General features: G+C 59.1%; 8 protein-coding genes and 1 pseudogene. 5 read left to right on the top strand and 4 right to left on the bottom strand.

Annotation, left to right across the window (positions count from 1 at the left end):
- Positions 1 to 152 precede the first annotated feature (152 nt).
- A protein-coding gene (locus ACYJRZ_RS27315; protein WP_459463963.1) for an IS3 family transposase occupies positions 153 to 1,276 on the bottom strand; the annotation gives its coding sequence in 2 pieces (ribosomal slippage) (positions 153 to 1,024 and positions 1,024 to 1,276; 1,125 coding nt in all).
- 83 nt (positions 1,277 to 1,359) lie between these two features.
- Here ACYJRZ_RS27315 and ACYJRZ_RS27320 point away from each other — a divergent pair.
- Positions 1,360 to 1,855 (top strand): annotated as a pseudogene (locus tag ACYJRZ_RS27320) (IS6 family transposase); the annotation flags it as partial.
- 299 nt (positions 1,856 to 2,154) lie between these two features.
- Here the strand turns inward: ACYJRZ_RS27320 and ACYJRZ_RS27325 are convergent.
- Positions 2,155 to 2,751, bottom strand: a complete 597-nt coding sequence (locus ACYJRZ_RS27325; protein WP_459463965.1) for a TetR/AcrR family transcriptional regulator — start codon at positions 2,749 to 2,751, stop codon at positions 2,155 to 2,157.
- Between the two features lie 196 nt (positions 2,752 to 2,947).
- Positions 2,948 to 4,255: an MFS transporter gene (locus ACYJRZ_RS27330; RefSeq protein WP_459463967.1), complete on the bottom strand. Its 1,308-nt coding sequence runs from the start codon at positions 4,253 to 4,255 to the stop codon at positions 2,948 to 2,950.
- A 402-nt stretch (positions 4,256 to 4,657) separates the two neighbouring features.
- Between ACYJRZ_RS27330 and ACYJRZ_RS27335 the strand changes: the two genes are divergently transcribed.
- From ACYJRZ_RS27335 to ACYJRZ_RS27350, 4 genes are all read left to right on the top strand, one after another.
- On the top strand, positions 4,658 to 5,530 hold the full coding sequence (locus ACYJRZ_RS27335) for a hypothetical protein (RefSeq protein WP_459463969.1): 873 nt from the start codon (positions 4,658 to 4,660) through the stop codon (positions 5,528 to 5,530).
- A 255-nt stretch (positions 5,531 to 5,785) separates the two neighbouring features.
- Positions 5,786 to 7,537 carry a ShlB/FhaC/HecB family hemolysin secretion/activation protein gene (locus ACYJRZ_RS27340; RefSeq protein WP_459464131.1) on the top strand — a complete coding sequence of 584 codons (1,752 nt, stop codon included), beginning with the start codon at positions 5,786 to 5,788 and terminating at the stop codon, positions 7,535 to 7,537.
- A 10-nt stretch (positions 7,538 to 7,547) separates the two neighbouring features.
- Positions 7,548 to 15,698 carry an MBG domain-containing protein gene (locus tag ACYJRZ_RS27345; RefSeq protein ID WP_459463971.1) on the top strand — a complete coding sequence of 2,717 codons (8,151 nt, stop codon included), beginning with the start codon at positions 7,548 to 7,550 and terminating at the stop codon, positions 15,696 to 15,698.
- Between the two features lie 92 nt (positions 15,699 to 15,790).
- Positions 15,791 to 16,324 carry an invasion associated locus B family protein gene (locus tag ACYJRZ_RS27350; RefSeq protein ID WP_459463973.1) on the top strand — a complete coding sequence of 178 codons (534 nt, stop codon included), beginning with the start codon at positions 15,791 to 15,793 and terminating at the stop codon, positions 16,322 to 16,324.
- A gap of 599 nt (positions 16,325 to 16,923) precedes the next feature.
- On the opposite strand, the gene ACYJRZ_RS27355 is transcribed toward ACYJRZ_RS27350, so the two are convergent.
- Positions 16,924 to 21,450, bottom strand: coding sequence for a molybdopterin cofactor-binding domain-containing protein (locus ACYJRZ_RS27355; RefSeq protein WP_459463975.1), 4,527 nt, complete (start codon positions 21,448 to 21,450; stop codon positions 16,924 to 16,926).
- Positions 21,451 to 21,506 lie beyond the last annotated feature (56 nt).

The following is a 21,506-nucleotide window of genomic DNA, read 5'->3' on the forward strand; positions in this document are numbered from 1 at the left end:
TGCCGACACCGGCGATTGCTGTCCGGGCAACAGCATTGGCATCGTCGAGGATCAGTGCGGGGCTCGGGTACCATCGCAATTCCGAACCTCCACTTATTGAAGTGCACCCCGAATTTGGGCCAGCGGGCGCTGGAATTTTCGGGGGTTAGGGCTCAAGCCGGCGGGGGTGCCGATGAGCCATTCATGAGCGCAATCGGAACCTTGTTACCGATTGCGCTGTGTGGCCGGAACTCGTTATAGTCTCTACGCCAATCCTCCATCTTCGAACGCGCGTCGTCATCCGCCATTGCGTCGCAATGGCGTGGGCACATGAACCAATGAGCGTTCAGGCACTCGGCGCGAAACTTGCCGTTAAATGACTCGATGTAGCTGTTGTCTGTCGGTTTGCCTGGGCGCGAGAAGTCGAGCACGACACCCTTGTGGTAGGCCCAGAGATCAAGATCTCGGGAGATGAATTCACTGCCATTATCGACACGAATGGCGGCGGGATAACCGACTTGCCGGCACACCCGCTCAAGCGTCTGCACCACGTCTTCGCCTCGATAGCTGAAGCGGGCATCGACTGCTGGCGAGAAGCGCGAGAAGGTATCGACAACCGTCAATACCCGGATCTTGCGGCCCGTGGCCAATTGGCCATGAACGAAGTCCATGGCCCAAACATGGTTGGAATGGGTCGCCTCCGTGCGATCGGCCCGTAGCTTCGCCTTGACCCGACGCTTGGGAACCTTGTTGCGGAGTTGCAGGCCCATCTCCTTGTAAAGGCGATATATTCGCTTCGGATTGACGAGCCAGCCGTCACGCTTGATCAGGACATGCACACGCCTATAGCCATAGCGCACCCGTGTCTGGCAAATGTCTTTGATCTTCAGCTTCAATTCGGCCTGCTCGCCGCGCCTGGACTTGTAGACATAAAGCGACCTGTCAATCTTCAGCACCGAACATGCGCGCCGGATAGAAACCTTCCAGTCCGCCTTGACCGTGTCGACAAGCTTGCGCTTGCGGGCAGGCTTCAGAGCTTTTTTGACAGCACGTCCTGAAGCATGGCCTTGTCCAGCGACAGGTCGGCAACAATCCGCTTCAGCTTGGCGTTCTCTTCCTCGAGCTGCCGCAGACGCTTCATCTCCGAGGGCATCAGACCGGCGTACTTTTTACGCCAGTTGTAAAATGTCGCGTCCGAAATTCCTGCCTTGCGACATACCTCACCGATCGGTGTCCCGTCCTCCGCCTGCTTCAGAACAAAGGCGATCTGCGCTTCCGAAAACTTCGAGGCCTTCATCAAATTCTCCTCTTCTTCCCTTCAGGGATCATAAGTGGAAAATTCCAGGTCTGAATGGCCTAATTTAACGGGGGCAAGTCAGTTCATGCGGCCAACTCGGCGATAAATGGTATCTCGACGAAGACCGTCATTTCGATCGGAGGCGAGAAACATTGGCTGTGGAGCGCCGGTGATCAGGACGGATTTGTGCTGGAGGTGCTGGTGCAAAGCCGCCGCAACGCCAAGGCAGCCGAACGGCTGATGCGCAAGCTGCTGAAGGGTCAAGGCTGTGCGCCACGCGTGATGGTTACCGACAAGCTTCGATCCTATGACGCCGCAAAACGAGAGATCATGCCTGGCGTCGAGCACCGTTCACACAAGGGGATCAACAACCGGGCGGAGAACTCCCATCAGCTAGTGCGACAGCGAGAGCGGATCATGAAGTGCTTCAAGTCACGACGACAGTTGCAGCGCTTCGTCTCCATTCACGATCCAATAGCAAACCTCTTCCACATCCCTCGCCACGACATTTCCGCCAGCCACCATCGCGAACTGCGTGCCGCAGCCATGCACATGTGGGCGGAAATCGCCCGTACGTAATCGGCACGGCAGGCTGGGAGGCATCCCGTCGCCTAAACGACGTTAACTTTACAGTGCCGGCCGTCGGCTTCCTGTCTTCTCCGTCCGACCCCATGATGCTGATGGTCGGATTGCATGACCTCAACAATGCGCTCAGCCGTTAGGCGGAACTCATTGTAATTTCGGTTGAATGCGTTCATCTCGCTTCTAATTCGCTGAATTTTCGACAGATGGTCCCAACCTCAAATGAGGCCGCAAGTTCTAATCCCTTCAAGAGCAAAAAGCGGTCCGAACATTCCTTGCGAATCTCTATGAGCCCGTCACAGCTTAACTGGCTCGGCACAGCCGAACAGGATTGCTTGGCTCATCTGCCGGTAGCGTGCAGTAATTTCCTCTGGCGACGGTGCGAAAAAGCTTTGATTGGTTCCACGAGCACCGTCGCAGAGCAGCTGCACCAAGGTTTCGACCGATATTGTGGGTCGAAGTGTCAGTTGGCCGTTTGCCATGACCTGTTCGAGCAATGCGGCGAAATCGGCTTGGAAAACTGTTGCAGCTTCAACCATCTCCGGACGGCAAAGGCGAAACGCGTAGTCATTGACTTCAAGTGCGAAGGGTGAAAGCACCAATTTCCTTCTCGTATCGCCATATCGGACATCAAGGACAGCGGTGACGATATCAAGCAGATCGGCGCCAGCCGAAAACAGTCTGGTGCCCTCGCTAAGACTGCCTTGCCGGGTCCGTTGGTTGTTTTGGCGGACCATCGCCTGGAAGGCTTCTTCCTTGCTGCTGAAGTGATGATAGAGACCTCGGCGCGTAATATTGCAATATTTTGCCAGTTTGCTCATCGTCATGGCCTCGTAGCCATGATCGAGAAAGCTCTGGGTAATATTGGAAACCAGGACTTCGTAAGCCGACATGCAACGCACTTTCAACGATTCTCTCGGGTCAATCTATAAGATGCGGCGTGCACATGGAGCAAGAACAGTGGGCATTCCATACGCGGGCGACGGCCCCTCTGAGGATTGCCGTAGTTGTGCAAAGTTCTCGTTGGAGCGGAGTGCGAGAGGAGTCCCCCTGATCTTCCAATGTGGCTTTGCCTCCATAGCTTCGATTTCATGCCGCACGCGCTGCCGTGTTGTCCGGTTCGAGCTTGTAGTTGAAGATGGCTACCAGCGCCAAAGCCGACGAGACGATAAGAGCGACAGTCGATACGAGGCTCAATGCGACGCCGATCTTGCTTGGATCGCCGATGACGTCCTGACTGATGAACCCGACCAATGTGGGGCCGACGCCCATGCCGATGAGTGTCACAATCAGGACGCCGACAGCGCTTGAGATGCCACGCATGCGTGACGGTGTGATGTCCTGAAGTGCGGGAGGACCGTTCGCAACAATGATGGTGGAAAGAAATGTTGAGATGGATATCAAGGCAAGTGCAGCATTGAGGGTCGAAGCAAAAGGTACTGCAGCAGTGAACAGCGATGCAACCAGAGCAGCGCCGCACATAAGGATGGGGCGAGCGGCCGCAATACCACGTCGAACCAGGCTATCGCCGAGTACCGCGCCGAGGATCAACCCCGATAGACTTGAGGCAATCAAGAGCGGTCCGAGGCTGAAGCCGACGGCGACTGGCGGCATATGAAAGATGCGGATCAACATGGTGGGAACCCATGCGCTGTAGCTATAGGCTTGGGTCGCCGCGAAGGCGAGGCAGAAATAAAGGCTCGCGAGTTCTACCCGGTTATTCGAAAAATAGGCACGGATCTCGCCTATGCCAGGTATAGGGCTTGGAACAGTTCCGGAATGTTTGCGAGGTTCCTTAAGGCCTGCAGCCCAAAGGGCGACCGCGATACCAGGCAGTCCGATGAAGACGAATACCATCTGCCATATGTGCTGCATGCCGGGTAGAACGAAGGCGTTTCCTGCGCTCGACAATTCATGAAGAACCGTCGCTGCCAAAACGAGCGATAGACCGGCTCCGATGAATGCGCCTGTGCTGTAAATGCTTATTGCAAGTCCGCGTCGCCGAGTTGGGAACAAATCGCTGATCAGGGAATAGGCGGCGGGTGTGAGGGCCGCTTCTCCCAATGCGACGCCCGCCCGGCACAGCAAAAGAGCTCCGAAACTGCCTGCAAAGCCACAAGCGGCTGTCATGATGCTCCATAGCGCGATTCCAATGGCGGCAATCCGCACACGGTTTCCGAAATCAACCCAGCGACCCAGCGGCAATCCGGTGGCTGCCAGAACAATGGCGAAGGTGAAACCTTGAAGGAGGCCGATCTGCAGATCCGTCAGATGAAGGTCCTGTCTCAGCGGCTCCGCCAGGAGACCAAGTATTTGCCGGTCGAGATAGGACAAGGTGGAGGCGATGGTCAGAACGCCCAAGGTGTAGAACGGGTTGATCGGTCTGGGTGAGGGCATCCGCTCAGGTCCTTTTGGCAAACTTGTGGTTTTGGCGATGATATGAAGCGTACATTAAATTTCCCACCTTCTTGCGCACGCACCATTCGACACCGGTCGATTTCTCAGATTGCAATAATATGAGAAACATTCTCGTTGACAAGTTGCTTACGATCCGGCATTTACTTCTCATATTTTGAGAATCTGAGAAGTTTTTAATCGTCGCCAAAGAATTGCAGGTCGGCGCAGCGCTCCTAGTCAGCAGGTGGACCGGAACGATCTGACGAGGACTTTCGATGGTTTCATTGGCGGATGCGCTAGCCGGAGATCGCATTTTTGGGGCAGATAATAGAATTTCCGGAGGCATTTCCACCTCTCGCAGGCGAGGGAACAAACGATCGGCCGCGGAGCAGCGTGGGCGACATGATTTCGCGCGTTGCCTTCCCGTCGGCTGTTTTTTTCCTGGCTTCGGCGATGTTCGAGGCTCACAAGCAATCGCCGCGGTCCGCAGCGCTGTTTGCAACACAGCAGCGTTGGCTCTTAAGCCATGCCGCAGTCGCCCACTTTTTTCGACCCATCGGCGATGTAGAGCCGGGTCTTAGCCGTAGAAGTCTTGGCCTTCTGGCAACCTTCCTTGGTCTTGCGAGCCGCAATACAGCCTATACCTTCTTTGATGAATCGATGAAGTATGGCGTCATTCAGGCGATCGACAGTCAGATAGCTGGCCATCGTGGATGGGCCAAACCATCGCCTGATTCCCTGTCTCTCCTGGCGCTCTGGTACAATCTACATTTCCAGGCCCTCGATCTGCTCGATGACGGACAAAGATACGTGCAGTTCTCCACGCGATGGGAGAGCCTGCTTCCGTTGATCCAGCCGGTCGTGGCGGATGCTCTTTTCTTCACTCCCGAAGTGCGCACGCCGGGACCGCTCTACAGGATCTTCAGCTGGATCGATTCGGGTGGCTGGGTGATGGACCGGCTGATCGCAGGTGTCGATCGGCAAAGCTTCCCGCAGCCAGAGCGATATCTTACGGATGTCAGCTCTATTGCATATCTGGCCCGGGCGACCGGCCTTTCGAGTGCGCATACCAGCCGCAAGATCTCGGAAGCTCAAGCGATCGGAGGACTTGGCTGGGCTGGGCGGCCGGGACATTCGCCGATGTGGATTTCGCGCGGCTTCTACGAGGAGTATGCGGCGTTTCAGGCGCAGAAGCTGATCATCCTCGATGGCGCGCTCGCCAACGCTTTAAGCGGTGGCGCGCCGGTTTCTCAAGGAGCCCGCAATTGCGAATAAGACGGTCTGTCTTCCTTGGCGTTTGCCGACATTCGCCTGCGGAAACTCCTCAAGATCTCCCAAGTCAAAAATGGATGCTGACCTCTGTAGCCAACTTTATTAGTCCTGCTGCGGGAAGGGGTTGTGCTGGCAACTTTCCACCATTCCTTGCGGAATTCCTTCCAACACGACTGCGTATGCTGAGATTGAGGTTCATTTTGACTTTCGGATACCGCTTTTTTCCGATCCTTGGGACTGGCCGCGAGCGTTGCTGTGATGGCGCCGGCATGCCTTGCCTTTGCGCAGACGGCCTCGCAGGTGACGCCGCAGAGCTTCGAACCGCAGTTGCAGAAGCAGAACAGCGGCATCGTCATTCCCGAAGCGTCCGGCCCTGTCGCGCCCAAGGGGGCCGAGAAGCTCACCGTCCGCCTGAAGGCCGTCAAGGTGGAAGGCGGGTTTCCCGACTTTGCCGAGGACGAGGCGCGCGTGACGAAGAGCCTGACCGGCGGTCCGGTGACGGCGGCCGCCCTCTTCGATGCGGCGGGTCAGCTCGAGCGGGCCTATGGCGCCAAGGGGTACGGCCTGGTGCGTGTGGTGCTGCCGGCGCAGCGCCTGGTCGATGGAGCGACCTTGCGCATCATCGTCATCGACGGCTTCGTCGAAAGCATCGACACCTCGCATCTTCCCGACAATATCCGCGAACGCATTGCCAAGATGCTCTCGCCGCTGGTGGGCGAGAAGGGGATGTCCAACGATGAGATCGAGCGTCGGCTGCTTTTGGCCGGCGACCTGCCGGGCACGGTGCTGCGTTCGACACTGTCGCGCGGCACGAAGCCCGGCGGCAGCGTGCTGACGATCGAGGCGCGCTATAAGCCGGTCACGGGCTTCATCTCCGGCGACAACAATTCCACCGACGCGCTTGGCAAATATAACACCGGCGTCGGTCTGGACTTCAATTCCGTATTTGGCTTCGGTGAACTCTTCTATCTGAGAGCCTCGGGTGCGCCGCGTTTCGGCGGTGACGAAGGCTATTTTACCGGCGCGCCGCGCAACCGGTCCTTGGCCGGCGGTGTAACCCTGCCGATCGGCATCGACGGGCTGACGCTGAACCTTGAAGCCACCGCCTCGCGCACGACGCCGGAGGCGAGCGCATCCGGGCTGCAATTCATGTCGGACTTCACCCGCTATTCGGCCCGGCTCGCCTATCCGCTGATCCGCTCGCGCGAGCTCACGTTCAACCTCAATGGCGGCTTCGATGCGCAGGACGAAGAACTGCAGCTTCTCAATGGCGGCGGTGCCGTACTGTCGAAGGATCGGCTGCGCATCCTGCGCGCGGGCGCGGATCTTTCCTGGTATGTATCCGGCGATGCGCTCGTCAGCGCTGGTCTGACCGGTTCGTTCGGCCTCAATGCGCTTGGCGCACGCAGTGCAGCCGATGCCAATGGCAGCGGCACGCCCTTGTCGCGCCAAGGCGCGGACGCCGATTTCCAGAAGGTCGAGGTCAATCTCGGCTATCGCCAGCCGATCGTAGAGCACCTGGTCTTCGATCTCCGCGCGAAGGCGCAGACCTCCTTCGGCCAGCCGCTGCTCAATTCCGAGCAGATCGGCCTCGTCTCCTCCTCGGGCCTGTCGAGCTTTCCGACCGGCTCGATGCAGGGCGATTCCGGCTTCGTGCTGCGCGCGGAGGCGCAGTTCCCCTTCGTTACCAGTTTCACCTTGCCGTTCGGCTGGCCGGAATTCCTGGCGCAGCAGGGAACCAGTCTGCCGGATGGAAAGACCACAACCGGCGGCGTGGTGGTTTCGCCTTACCTGTTCGGCGCCTATGGCGGCGTCAAGCTCTACCAGCCGACGGCGCTGGAAAGTGGCTTCTCGCGCGGCGCGGCCTATGGCCTCGGCCTGCGGCTGGCAGCGGCCGAGCAGGCGAGCTTCAACAGCACCAACGTCAATCTTGAATACGGCCGTGTCGAGCACTTTGGCGATGGCTCCAACGACAACCGCTTCACCGTCTCGGCGGCGTTTCAGTTTTAGGATAGCAGCGATGACCCCACAGACGAACCGCCGGACGTTCAGCAATGGAGTGCTTTCGCACGGAACCCGGACGCGCAAGGTCCGGCTCCTCGCGCTTCTGGCATCGACGGCGCTTGCCCACGCGACGGTGGCGCCGGCCCAGTCACTGCCTTCAGGCGGGCAGGTGGCAGCGGGTAGTGCCACGATCGGGACACCGTCGGCCGGCGCATTGACCATCAACCAGACGAGCGGCAGCGCCGTCGTAAACTGGCAGAGCTTCAATGTCGGCAAGGCCAATCGCGTCACCTTCGTCCAACCCGATGCCAATGCCGCCATCCTCAATCGTGTGACCGGTGACACAAGCTCGACCATATCAGGCCAGATCAACGCTAATGGCCAAGTCTATCTGATCAATCCGAACGGCATTGCGATCACCAGTTCAGGCACGGTCAAGGCGGGCGCCTTCGTCGCCTCGACGCTCGGCATCTCCGATGACGACTTCATGGGCGGCAAGCGGACGTTCACCGGTAATGGCGCCTCTGCCCCGGTGACGAATGCCGGTGCGATCACCATCAACCGCGGCGGCTACATGGCGCTGATCGGCGGCACGGTCGCCAATGCCGGCGTCATCACCGTGCCGATGGGCAAGGCGGCCTTGGGATCCGGCGAACAGGCGACGCTGGATCTGTCCGGCGACGGCTTCCTGCAGGTGGCGGTGCCGACCAAGGCGGACGGCAGTGGGGCGTTGGTCGACAACAGCGGCAAGATTTCTGCCAGGGGCGGCACGGTGCAGCTCACCGCCGCCGCGGCCAAGGATATGGCGCGGCAGGCGGTCAACATGTCGGGCACGATCGAGGCCAACGGCGTTTCCGGCGAGAGCGGCGATATCACGCTCACCGGCGGCGACGGCGAAGTGGCGGTTTCGGGCACGCTCGATGCCGGTAACGCCGCCGGTAAGGGTGGCAAGGTCACCGTGACGGGCCGGTCGATCAAGCTTGCCTCCGCCAAGGTCAACGCGTCCGGCAAGACCGGCGGCGGCACGGTCAATATCGGCGGCAACCGCCAGGGCAAGGGCCCGCTGCAGCATGCCGAGACGCTTGATGTCGATGCCCAAACCGTCATCAATGCCGATGCAGTCACCACGGGCAATGGCGGCGATGTCGTCTTATGGTCTGACGATCTGACGAACTTTGCCGGCACGATCACGGCCAAGGGCGGCGCAATCTCGGGCAATGGCGGCGAGGCGGAAGTATCGGGCAAGGCGAAGCTTTCCTATACCGGTCTCACCGATCTGACGGCAGCGCATGGCTCCTTCGGCAATCTGCTACTCGATCCCTACAATGTGACGATCTCGACGGCGACGGACAGCAACACGGATGGCGGCTTTAACGCCACCGGCAACGACAGCGTCATCAATGTCAACACGCTCACCAACGCGCTCGCGACCGCCAACGTCACGGTCACGACCGGATCGTCGTCGGATGCCACCAATCCGCAGGCCGGCACGATCACCGTCGCGGCGCCGATCAACTGGAGCGCGCTCACCACGCTGACGCTCGCGGCGGCATCGGACATCAACATCAACAGCGCGATCACAGCAAATGGCGGCCTCATCGTATCTTCCGGCGGTACGATTTCTGCTCCGGCGGCGGTCAATGTCGGCGCCTTCGTGCTGGCTTCGGGCAACTGGGTGCAGAATAGCGCGACGCTGCCCGCCTTCTCGGCCAAGGACTTCCGCATCACCGATGGCACCAGTTTCCTGCGCGTCACCGGCGGTGACGGCACAAGCGCCACGCCCTACACGGTCGCGGATGTTTACGGCCTGCAGGGCATCGGCTCGCGCGGCGCCAATCTCGCCGCCAATTGGATCTTGGCTAACGACATCGACGCCTCCGGAACCGCGATCTGGAATGACGGCGCGGGATTCGTGCCCATTGGCGACGACTACACCCAATTCCGCGGCACGTTCGACGGCAATGGCCACACCATCAGCGGCCTCACCGTTTCCTTGGCCGAGAGCCAATCCGACAATTCCCATTATCCGGGTTCTCCGACCTTAGCTGGTTTGTTCGGCTACATCCTGGGTGGATCGATTAGCAATGTCGGGCTCGTCGGCGGATCGATCAGCGGCGGTTGTGCCGGCGCGCTGGCGTGCGCAAGTGGGAGTACGATAATCAATGCGTATGCGATCGGCGTTACGGTCAGGGGTGGCTCGGTCAGCGGGGCGAACTTCTACGCCGGCGGGCTCGTCGGTATCAACGAAGGTACGATCACCAATTCCTATGCCACCGGCTCGGTCAGCGGGGTGAACTCCTTCGTCGGCGGACTGGTGGGTTCTAACCGTTCCCGGGGCAGTATCACCAATTCCTATGCCAGCGGCCCGGTCAGCGGCCCGGGCAGCCTTGGCGGGTTGACCGGTGACAACTACGGAACCGTCACGACCTCGTTCTGGGACATGGACACCACCGGTCAGTCCTCGGCTTGCGGATCCTGTGGGGGTATCGTCTCCGCGACCGGCCTGACTACGGCACAGGCGCGCGATTCATCCAATTACGCGGGCTTGGATTTTGCCAACACTTGGTACCAGGCCGGCGACATGCGGCCGATCCTGCGCTCGGAGGCTGCCGCCAACGGCGTCATCACCAATCTGCATCAACTCGCGCTGATCGGCGCGAACCTTAACGGCAACTACACGCTCGCCAACAATATCGACGCCAGCGAGACGTCGGGTGCCAACGCCTCCGGCATCTGGTCGACGAACGGCTGGGTGCCGCTCGGGGACATGATGAACGCGGCGTTCAACGGCAACTTCAACGGCAACAACCACACCATCAGCGCCCTCACTGTGAGCGGCAATGACTTTGTTGGTTTGTTCGGAGTGTCGAGGGGATTGATTAGCAATGTGGGGCTTGTTGGAGGGTCGGTCAGGGGCGTCAACTTGTATGTCGGCGCGCTGGTTGGCTACAATTCCGGTTCGATCAGTAATTCCTACAGCACCGCTACCGTCTCTGGTGGAGGTTTAGTCGGCGGGCTGGTCGGCCGGAACAACTCCGGCAGCATCAGTAATTCCTATGCCAGCGGCGCCGTCAGCGGCAGCCAAGAAGTGGGTGGGCTGGTTGGCGAGAACTACTCCGGCAGAATCAGCAATTCCTATGCCAGCGGCGCCGTCAGCGGTGGTTTCCAAGTTGTTGGTGGTCTGGTGGGCTATGACCAGGGAGGTACGATTTCCAACGCCTATGCGACCGGATTAGTTGGCGGCAGCTCCAACGTCGGAGGTTTGGTGGGCGCCACTAACAGCGGTTCCAATTTCACCAATAGTTTCTGGGACATCGACACCACAGGACAGCCTTCCGGTTATGGTTCTAATCTCGGGACATTTTCCGCAACCGGCCTCACTACGGCGCAGATGGCCGATCCCTTCAGCTTCATCGATGCCGGCTGGGATTTGGCCAATGTCTGGGGCAAATCGACAAGCGGCGCCAATGGTGGCTACATGATGCTGCGCTCGCTCAGCAGCGGGCTCTATGACGACTATGTCAAGATCGGTAACGGCACGCGGAGCTATGGCGACGCCAATTCTGCGATTACCGGCGCGACGCTGTCGGGCGCCGGCACAGGCAATGTCTCGCTTGCCTGGGGCAGCGCGATTACGGGCACGACCAATGCCGGGACCTACAATTATTCCGACCCCGATATCGTCTCGGTGACGGAGAACGGTCCCCGCACGGCCTATATCGATTATAGCGGCACGCTGACGATTTCGCAGCGCGTGCTGAGCATGACCGGCAGCCGAACCTATGACGGCACAACCAATGTCGCGGCCACAGGTCTCTCGCTCGGCAATCTCGTCAATGGCGATACGCTGACGCTGACCGGCGCGGGCTCCTTGGCGGACAAGAATGCCGGCACCGGCAAGGTGCTGTCGCTCGGCACGCTGGCTCTGGGCAACAGCATCAATGGTGATGGCGGCCTTGCCTCGAACTATACGCTGATCGGCGGCACCGACACGGTCGACATCACCAGGGCGACGATCTCCGACATCACCGGCATCACGGCAATCAATAGGACCTATGACGGCACGACCAATGCGGCGTTGAACACGTCGGGCGCTGGCTTTACCGGCATGATCGCCGGAGATAGCCTGACGGTCAGCGGCGGCACCGGCGCCTTCGCCGACAAGAATGTCGGCACCGGCAAGACGGTCAGCATCTCCTCGCTTTTGCTCGGCGGCACAGACGCCGGCAACTATACGCTTACCTCCAATACGGCGACGGCGACGGCCAACATCACCAAGGCGACGATCTCTGCGATCACCGGCATCACCGCCGGCAACAAGACTTATGACGGCACGACCAATGTGGCGCTGAACACCGCGGGTGCTGGCTTCACCGGCATGGTCGCCGGCGACGCGCTAACGGTTGCAACCTCCAACGGCGCCTTCGCCAACAAGAATGCCGGCATCGGCAGGACGGTCAATATCTCCGGCCTGACGCTCGGCGGCACGGATGTCGGCAACTATACGCTTGCCTCCGATACGGCGACGACCACGGCCGATATCGCGAAGGCGACAATCTCTGCGATCACCGGCATCACGGCGAACAACAAGACCTATAATGGCAACACGACTGCCGTGCTGAACACGTCAGGCGCTGGTTTTACCGGCATGATCGCCGGAGATAGTCTGACGGTCAGCGGCGGCACCGGCGCCTTCGCCGACAAGAATGTCGGCACCGGCAAGACGGTCAGCATCTCCTCGCTTTTGCTCGGCGGCACAGACGCCGGCAACTATACGCTTACCTCCGATACGGCGACGGCGACGGCCAACATCACCAAGGCGACGATCTCTGCGATTACCGGCATCACCGCCGGCAACAAGACCTATGACGGCACGACCAATGCGGCGTTGAACACGGCGGGTGCCGTCTTTAACGGCATGATCGCCGGAGATAGTCTGACGGTCAGCGGCGGCACCGGCGCCTTCGCCGACAAGAATGCCGGCACCGGCAAGACGGTCAGCATCTCCTCGCTTTCGCTCGGCGGCACAGACGCCGGCAACTATACGCTTACCTCTGATACGGTGACGGCGACGGCCAACATCACCAAGGCGACGATCTCTGCGATCACCGGCATCACCGCCGGCAACAAGACTTATGACGGCACGACCAATGTGGCGCTGAACACCGCGGGCGCTGGCTTCACCGGCATGGTTGCCGGCGACGCGCTGACGGTTGCAACCTCCAGCGGCGCCTTCGCCAACAAGAATGCCGGCACCGGCAGGACGGTCAATATCTCCGGCCTGACGCTCGGCGGCACGGATGTCGGCAACTATACGCTTGCCTCCGATACGGCGACGACCACGGCCGATATCGGCCAGCGTGTCGTCAACCTCTCGGGCAGCCGCACCTATAACGGTTCAACGGATCTCGATGCCTCGATCTTCACGCTGTCGAACGTGGTCGGCGGCGAAACGCTGACGCTGTCCGGCACCGGCACCATGTCCGACAAGAATGCCGGCTCGGGCAAGGGCATGACGCTTGCGTCGCTGGCTCTGGGCGATGGCACGAATGGCGGCCTTGCCTCGAACTACACCCTGGCGGGCGGCACGGATACGGTCGATATCGCCAGGGCTATGATCTCATCGATCGGCGGGATCACCGCCAACGGCAAGACCTATGACGGTACGACGGACGCGACTTTGAACACAGCGGGCGCCGTCTTCAACGGCATGGTGTCCGGCGACACGCTTACGCTGGGCAATGGCTTCAGCGGCGCCTTTTCCGACAAGAATGCCGGCACTGGCAAGACGGTCACTATCTCCGGCCTGTCGTTCGGCGGCGCGGATGCTGGCAACTATCTGCTGGCTTCCAACACGGCCACGACACTTGCCGACATCGCCAAGCGCGCCATCACGGTCACGGCCGACAGCGCACACCGTACCTATGGCGATGCCAATCCGGGCTTCACCTATACCGCCGGCGGGAGCGGCCTCGTCGCAGGCGATACGCTCTCAGGGGCGCTGGCCACCTCCGCGACGACGGCGTCGGGGATCGGAAACTACGGTATCACGCTCGGCACGCTTGCTAACCCGAACTACGACATCAGCTTTACCGGTGCCAACCTGACGGTCACTCCGCGTGCGATAACGGTGACGGCGGATGCAAAATCGAAGACCTACGGCGATGCAAACCCGGCGCTGACCTATACAACCTCAGGCTTGGTCAACAACGACACGCTCTCCGGATCGCTTGTGACTTCAGCAGGACAATATTCCGGCGTGGGCGGCTACGCGATCACTCTTGGCAGCCTTGGCAATGCCAACTACGCGATCACCTATAATGCGGCCAACCTGACGGTCACTCCGCGTGCGATGACGGTAACGGCGGATGCCAAGTCGAAGACCTATGGCGATGCAAACCCGGCGCTGACTTATACAACTTCGGGCCTGGTCAATGGCGACATGCTTTCCGGATCGCTTTCAACTTCGGCGGGGCAGTATTCGAATGTTGGCAGCTATGGCATCACCCTTGGCAGCCTCGGCAACGCCAATTACGCGATCACCTACAATGCGGCCAACCTGACGGTCACTCCGCGGGCGATCACGGTAACGGCGGATGCCAAGTCGAAGACCTATGGCGATGCAAATCCGGCGCTGACTTATACAACTTCGGGCCTGGTCAATGGCGACATGCTTTCCGGATCGCTTTCGACCGCGGCTGGGCAATATTCGAATGTGGGCGGCTACGGGATCACTCTCGGTGGCCTCGGCAATGCCAATTACGCGATCACCTATAATGCCGCCAACCTGACAGTCACCCCGCGTGCGCTAACCGTTACGGCGGATGCGCTGTCGAGAGCCTATGGTGATGCCAATCCGACGCTGACCTACACGACCTCGGGCCTGGTCAACAACGACACGCTCGCCGGCTCGCTTTCGACATCAGCAGGGCAATATTCCGATGTCGGCGCCTATGCGATTGCCCAGGGTACTCTGGCCAATGCAAACTACGCCATCAGCTATATGGGCGCCAACCTGACAGTCACCCCGCGTGCGCTGACAGTGACGGCGGACGCGCTGTCGAAGATCTATGGCGATGCCAATCCGATGCTGACCTATACCGCGACCGGTCTGGTCAATGGTGACACGCTGTCCGGATCACTCGCGACCACGGCGGCGCAATATGCCAATGTCGGCAGCTACGCCATCACCGGCTCCTTCTCGGCGTCAAGCAACTACGCGCTGACCTATGTTGGAGCCAATCTGAGCGTGAACCGACGCGCGCTCACGGTCACGGCGGATACGCTGTCGAAGACCTATGGCGATGCCAACCCGGCGCTGACCTACACCGTCGGAGGAGCGGGCCTGATCAATGGCGACATGCTGTCCGGATCACTTTCGACCACAGCGGGGCAGTATTCCAACGTCGGCAGCTACGCCATCACCGGCTCGTTCTCGGCATCAAGCAATTACGCCCTGACCTATGTCGGAGCCAACCTGAACGTGAACCGACGCGCGCTCACGGTGACGGCGGGGGCGAAGTCGAAGACCTATGGTGATGCCAATCCGACGCTGACCTATGCCGCGACAGGCCTGCTGAATGGCGACACGCTCTCCGGTTCGCTTTCGACCACGGCGGGGCAATATTCCGATGTCGGTGCCTACGCGATCACGCAAGGGTCGCTGGCCAACACCAATTACGCGATCAGCTACATGGGCGCAGACCTCACGGTGAACCAGCGTGCCATTACGGTTGCGGCCAACTCTTTCAGCCGCCGCTATGGCCTCGCCAATCCGGCACTGACCTATATCGTCGGGGGTGCGGGCCTGGTCAACGGCGACAGGCTTTCGGGAGGGCTTACCACGCCCGCAACCCGTCTCAGTGAGCCGGGTGCCTATGCGATCACCCAGGGCACGCTTCTGGCGTCCGCCAATTATCGCATGGACTTCGTTCCAGGCGTGCTGACCGTGGAAAAGGCCACCAACCCCGAACCGGGCACACAGGCAAGCTCCGTGATGCCGAGCTTCGATGCCGGCCGCTTTGCGCCGATCCCGCCGGTCTCCGACGGCACGGAAACCGCGGATGGCGGCCACGATGTGATCACCGATCCACGCTTCGAGGGCACGTTCGTCTGCCTCGACAATGGCAACGGCTGCGTTTCGCTTCCGGGCCAGGCGACGCCGTAGCTGCGACATACAACCCAATGGACGCTGGCCGTCCGGCGGACTGAACCGTCACGCACGGCCGGATCCCAACCATATGAAAGGAACCTATTCTAATGACGTCATCCCGCTATTCGCCGAAGGCTTCAGTGCTGGCGGCAATGCTCGCTCTCGTCGGCAGTACCGCGACCGCCGCCTCGCTGCCGGGCGGTGCCAGCTCGCTGGTCGAGACCTACGACGATTGGGGCGTTGTGTGCCAGATGCAGGCCAATACTCCATCCTGCCTCGCCCGGCAGGTCCAAACCAGCAATCAGACGAAGCAGACCGTCCTGGCTCTCGAGATCGGCAAGGCAACTGACGGCAAGTTTCGGGGTACGCTGGTGCTACCGCTCGGACTGGCGCTACCCCAGGGCGCTCAGTTGAAGGTCGACGATGCCCCTCTCGGCAATACTCTGCCGTTCTCGACCTGCCTGCCACAAGGCTGCCTCGTGCCGCTGACCTTCGAAGCAGACACGATTGCAAAGCTCAGGACCGGCAAAGCCCTCAACGTCACCGTTTCCGCCGCCAGCCCGGCCCAACCGCTGACCCTGGCTGTCTCCCTCAAGGGCCTTGCCGGCGCGCTCACTCGTATTGCCGACCTTACCAAATAGCGCTCTCAACCCCTGATGGCTGAAAGCATCTGGAGGTCAGAGTCATGGGAGCCTGCTATTGGTGCCAGCGACGATCCTTAGGATGGTGGCGCATGGGAAAAGTCAATCAAAATTGGATTGACTTTCAAACATTTGAGGCTCCTGGGGAGCGGAAAATGTGTGTCCTTAGTTCACACCCTTTCAAGAGCTAGGACGATCCGAAACTCGCTTATTTAAGGCCGCTTACCTTAGTCTGCCGCTTATTTAAGCGAGATGGCCCTTGCTTAAATAGCGATCAAAAATCACACTATGGCCATGTCTGATTCTGAACCCTCTCAGCGGCTGGGACGCTTTGTAGAAACATTTATAGCCGGCGAAAAGGTGCGAGCGTTTGTACTGCTACCATTGCGTGCGGGCGCTGCCGTGAAGAATACTTCCATAATGCATCCTCTTCCTGACGACTCAGGATTAATGATGCACCATAACATTCAGGGACTACACACCTAGCCCGTCACCAGGTGCGTGCCCGGCGCGGGTTCGCCTATGCGGATGGCGATCGACGTCCGGCGACCGGCTGGATGCGATTGCCGATGCGAAATGCCGCGCTGGCGGCAACGATGTCAACTTGCCAGTTCACTCCATTGAACATCGCAGGCGTTTCGTACCTCCTGCACGGTTGCCGGCGCGCGCAGATTGAAGAGCGCGCTATGTCCGCGTTCCACCCTCGATGCCCTGATCGCATCCTTGATCGCGAAGAATACCGAGTTTGCAAGTACCAAAGGTGGTTCCCCGACCTCTTTGGCGGAAAACACGCCCTGATCGTCAGGCGGGATGTTGACCACAGAGGGATCGTTTCGAGGGAAAAGCGAAACATTGAATTCGATGGGGATCGTGACATGCGCTGGAATTTTATAGCGCCAGGTGTTGGTTGTGTTCAGATGTCCTTTTTCATTCGGTCCGATATCGCTCGTCTGGGTTACGAGATTCTCTGTTAGAAGGAAGCCAATTCCCTGGACGAAAGCGCCTTCCACTTGTCCAACATCGAGCGCAGGATTGAGGCTCCAGCCGACATCATAGACGAGGTCAGAACGCAGGATCGTTGTCTCGCCCGTGAGGATATCCACCTCCACAACGGAACAGGCGGCGGAATAGGTAAAGCCGACGAACTGGTTCTGCACGTCGGTAACGGTGGAAACGTGGGCTCTTGTTATGCCGGGAATATCATGCTGCTCGTCCGGTTGCTTGAAGCGCAGGACGGGCATGTCAAATTCACCGTGCTCGATGTTGGCGTTGAATGTGGCTGTCAGCGGCAGCCGATTGACATAGGCGAGGCTAACCAGGTTCTGCCAGATCAACTTGACCCCTTGAGCGGTTGTCACCTGGGTGTTCCAGCCATCAACTCCATAATTCCAGAAGTCGATGCCATTGGTCTTGCACCAATCGTTTCCATTATCCTTGAGCAATTGATATCCAAACTCATGCAGCTGCTGTCTCAGCTGTTCACAAGTCCGCTTGACCGCTTCCGCGCTATAGGGCGTACCCGTGGATGCACCACTGCTACTTGTGTTGGGCGTCGTATCCGTCTGAGGCGACTCCACATGAACCATCGTTTGCGGAATGTTCAAGACATAGGCTGCTACCTGCCTTACCTGAGTAAGAAGTCCTTGCCCCATATCGACACCGCCCTGGTGAACGACTATCGAACCATCCGCCTGGTTGACGACCACAATGGCGGAAGACTGCTTCAATTGCTCGAAGTTGTATCCAGACCCATATTTGACCGGTATCAGCGAGATACCCCGCTTGCGCCACTTGTTTTGCGCGTTGAAGGTTTGAACCTTGGTAAGCTGGTCGTCGAAATTAGCTTTGTTTTTCAGGTAACGCCACACCTCGATCATATAGCAGGCCGTCAGAGTCTGGCCGTATGGCGTCACATCACCACGCTGATAGAAATTTTTCTCGCGCAGGTCCTCTGCGCGCATGCCCAAGGCTGTCGCAGCATCATCGATCACGTTTTCCAGGATATTCGTGGCTTGCACATCGCCGAAGGCTCGCATCGCCGTGTTGGGAGAAGTATTCGTCCTGCACACATCGATCTGGCTCAGGAAATTGTCGATCATATAGGCGTTGTCGATACGAGTCTGAATGCAATTGGTGACGACGAAGGAACAGTCGTAATAAGCACCGCCGTCCGCCCATATTGCTAGCTGCATGCCTTTGATGACACCCTTGTCCTCTCGCGATGCCGAACCGTCATTGACCAGGATTTCTCCGACCCCATAAAGCGCATGCCGCTTGCCGATCATGGCCGTGTCTTCGTCGCGGGGCATCGCGAGACGTACCGGAGCATCCACGACCGAGGCGGCAATCGCGGTCGGCCCCGTGGTGAAGCGCGCCTGCTCGGTCTTGCCCCCGAATGCGCCTCCCAGCAATCGGGTTTGGACCTTGACTTTATTGTATTGCTTCCCGAGAGCCGATGAGACGGTCTGATGCATCTCCATCGGGCTCTGGGTGGAAGAGTTGACGATGATGCGGCCCTCGTCTGCGGGAAGGGCGAGGCAAGCCTGAGTTTCCATGTAGAAATGCGCCTGACCGCCGGTCTTCTGGTTGCTGACGACGTGGACGTAGTTCACCCCGTCAACCGTTTTCGTGTCCGTCGTCGGAGTAGCATCAAAATCTGCCGGGACTTCGGGAGGTGTTGCCCAGTCCATACGGCTGCGCAGGCGCCTGATTTGCCAGATATGGCAGAGATAGGGAACTGCGTCCGGCGTGTCAGGGAAGATGCTGCCCTTCTGGATGGCGTCTTCCAGGGTCAGGATGGGGTTTTGCCAGCTCGGGTCCCAGCTTTCATCCCAGACGACCGGTGTATAGGCTAGGCAGTTCGCCGACACATAGTCGGCAATCAGGATCGCATCCTGCTCGGTGTCGGCAAGGACGAGTGCGATCGCCTGGCCCGAGTAGAGCACCTTGTCCACCGCGAACAATGGCTGATCGCCGCCCATGCCTTGAAAGTTGGCGGATTGTATCGGCACGTCCGCATGGGTGATCAGCCGCCGGAATGTCGGGAACATCCTTAGAAGTCGATCGCTGAGTTCATCGGCGGTTACCCCGGCGCTGCCCCACTGGAAATTGAACTGCGCCAAGGCGCTTCGGCTCTGGACGAAGGCGGCGTGCAGCGTGCCCTGAGGATAGGCCAGCTCATGGGTATAGTGCGTTCGTCCGGAACATTGTTCGAGCGCGGTGGCTTTGATGTAGGGTTGGCCCACCGGAGCCTTATAGTCCTCCGCTGCGTAATCCTGATGTCCGCCGCTGACCGGCCAGGTCCCCCAGGTGATTTCCCCGGCCGATGTCAGGTTGGAGGGAACTGATACTCCCAATTCCGACAACAGCGCAATGCCGGCCTTGAAGAACATGCTCGCGATCAACTGTGCTTTATATTCTATCGTGAAGCCTTCGTCCGTTGCAGCTTGCATTCTGCCCTGGGCCGCTTGCTGAAGAGCGTTTAAAGCCGCGTCATGCAAATTCGCGCATGCAGTCGAAAGGGTTGCCAGGCTAAGACCGATCAGGCCCGAAAACGGATCAAAAACGCTTGAGTCCGGCGTCCAGATGGCGCCGGTGACACCGCCAAAATGGGCAGAGGTACTTATATTCAAAGAAAAAACGTCCCACTCAAATGCGATGCTGGAGTTTATGATGGAATGAGAATTGACTTCTCTCAGTGCGGTTTTTTGGGCGACCCAGAAGTGTCTTTGATTGTAGGAAAGTGCCAGGGGAACAGTAATTCCCGAGATGATGATATCGTCGGGAGATTGCGTTCCATTCGCGATGTTATCAAACACATTTTTTAGAACTGTGTTTGGACTTGAAATCCAAACGCCGCCGCTAAGATTATAAATGTCGATGCTGGAATCGTAATAGACGGCGGTCGCCAGATCCGACGGGAATGGGTCGCCGGTGCCGTTGGCAATGTGATGCAGATAAAGCATCAGGTTTCCGCCGATCGTCGCGGCGTTTCGCACGATACGACCGGCTGTCCGCCTCAACATGTAGAAGATCGGATCGCTCAGAGCTTCATCGGACTTACCGGCAGCATCATAAGCTGCCTGTATGACATCGATGACCTGATTGTATGTTGCCCCCGCGGGTATATGCAGATAGCCGCTATTGTGGGCTATGGCGCCGTGCAGCTCCCCGACGTTTGCCAAATCTATAAAGGCGTCAACTTCCGCTTCTGAAAATTCCGTCTTGTAGATGCCATAGGAGGTGCCGCCATGGATGAGCCGGATTTTCTTTCCTTGGCTTCTGAGCGTAAGGTCGATGGCCTCAAGATCCGTCATGTTTGAAGGCGCGAACCATTCTATGCCCGTTCCTGCGATCCAAAGCGGCGGTCCCGACGGGGGCGTTGCCGGGACCGGGATCGTCACCGTCTTCGGCACGTTGCTCAGCGGGTTATCCTGCAGGCATTTCATGCGGTTTTGCTCGTCTGCGGCGTCCCAGTCGCTTGCCCATGTTTCCATGGCAGTGAGGATTGGCCTGTAACCCGTGCAGCGACACAGATTTCCATCGAAGATTCCCTCGATCTCCTTTTTCGTCGCCTGCGGATTGTTGGTGATGAATTCGGACATGTTCATCACGAAACCAACACTGCAATAACCGCACTGGCTGCCGTTATTCATTGCGAGCCAATATGCGACCGGATTGACATGCGATCCGTCAGGTCCGCTGGCACTTTCGCTTGGCGCGGTATCCGTGATGGCAGTCTTCACGTCACCAAGGAGGTTGAGAGGCAAGGGGGCATTGAAGGGTGCTGCGGAGCGGGAGGCTGTCGGATGATGTGCCGGATAGACCGCGGTATCGGCTGGCAATCCGCCCGTTCCCTCGATCGTCGTGATCGCCATTCCATTCAACGAGCAAAGCCTGCGCAAACAGGAATTGATGGCGCGGCTGCTGGGATGACCATTGGACCAATCCGTCAGAATGACTGTACAGCCACCACATCCTCCTTGCCCGCAGGGTTTTTTCGTGCCGGTCAGCCGCACCTCGGGCGAGCGCAGATAATCGACGAGGAGGGCGGAGGGAGATGGATTTTCGATCACCACCATCTCGCCATTAAGATAGAACTGCAAAGTGGAATTCTGGTTCGGCATTTGCTATCTCCTGGCTGATTTCGACGATTGGGCGGCGATCCGTGCCGCGACGATGC

This window comes from Rhizobium sp. No.120, from assembly GCF_054558365.1.

Coding starts and splice junctions, on each gene's coding strand:
- ACYJRZ_RS27335 (WP_459463969.1), top strand. CDS start 4,658: ATGATTTCGCGCGTTGCCTTCCCGTCGGCTGTTTTTTTCCTGGCTTCG.
- ACYJRZ_RS27325 (WP_459463965.1), bottom strand. CDS start 2,751: ATGTCGGCTTACGAAGTCCTGGTTTCCAATATTACCCAGAGCTTTCTC.
- ACYJRZ_RS27345 (WP_459463971.1), top strand. CDS start 7,548: ATGACCCCACAGACGAACCGCCGGACGTTCAGCAATGGAGTGCTTTCG.
- ACYJRZ_RS27350 (WP_459463973.1), top strand. CDS start 15,791: ATGACGTCATCCCGCTATTCGCCGAAGGCTTCAGTGCTGGCGGCAATG.
- ACYJRZ_RS27340 (WP_459464131.1), top strand. CDS start 5,786: ATGGCGCCGGCATGCCTTGCCTTTGCGCAGACGGCCTCGCAGGTGACG.
- ACYJRZ_RS27330 (WP_459463967.1), bottom strand. CDS start 4,255: ATGCCCTCACCCAGACCGATCAACCCGTTCTACACCTTGGGCGTTCTG.
- ACYJRZ_RS27355 (WP_459463975.1), bottom strand. CDS start 21,450: ATGCCGAACCAGAATTCCACTTTGCAGTTCTATCTTAATGGCGAGATG.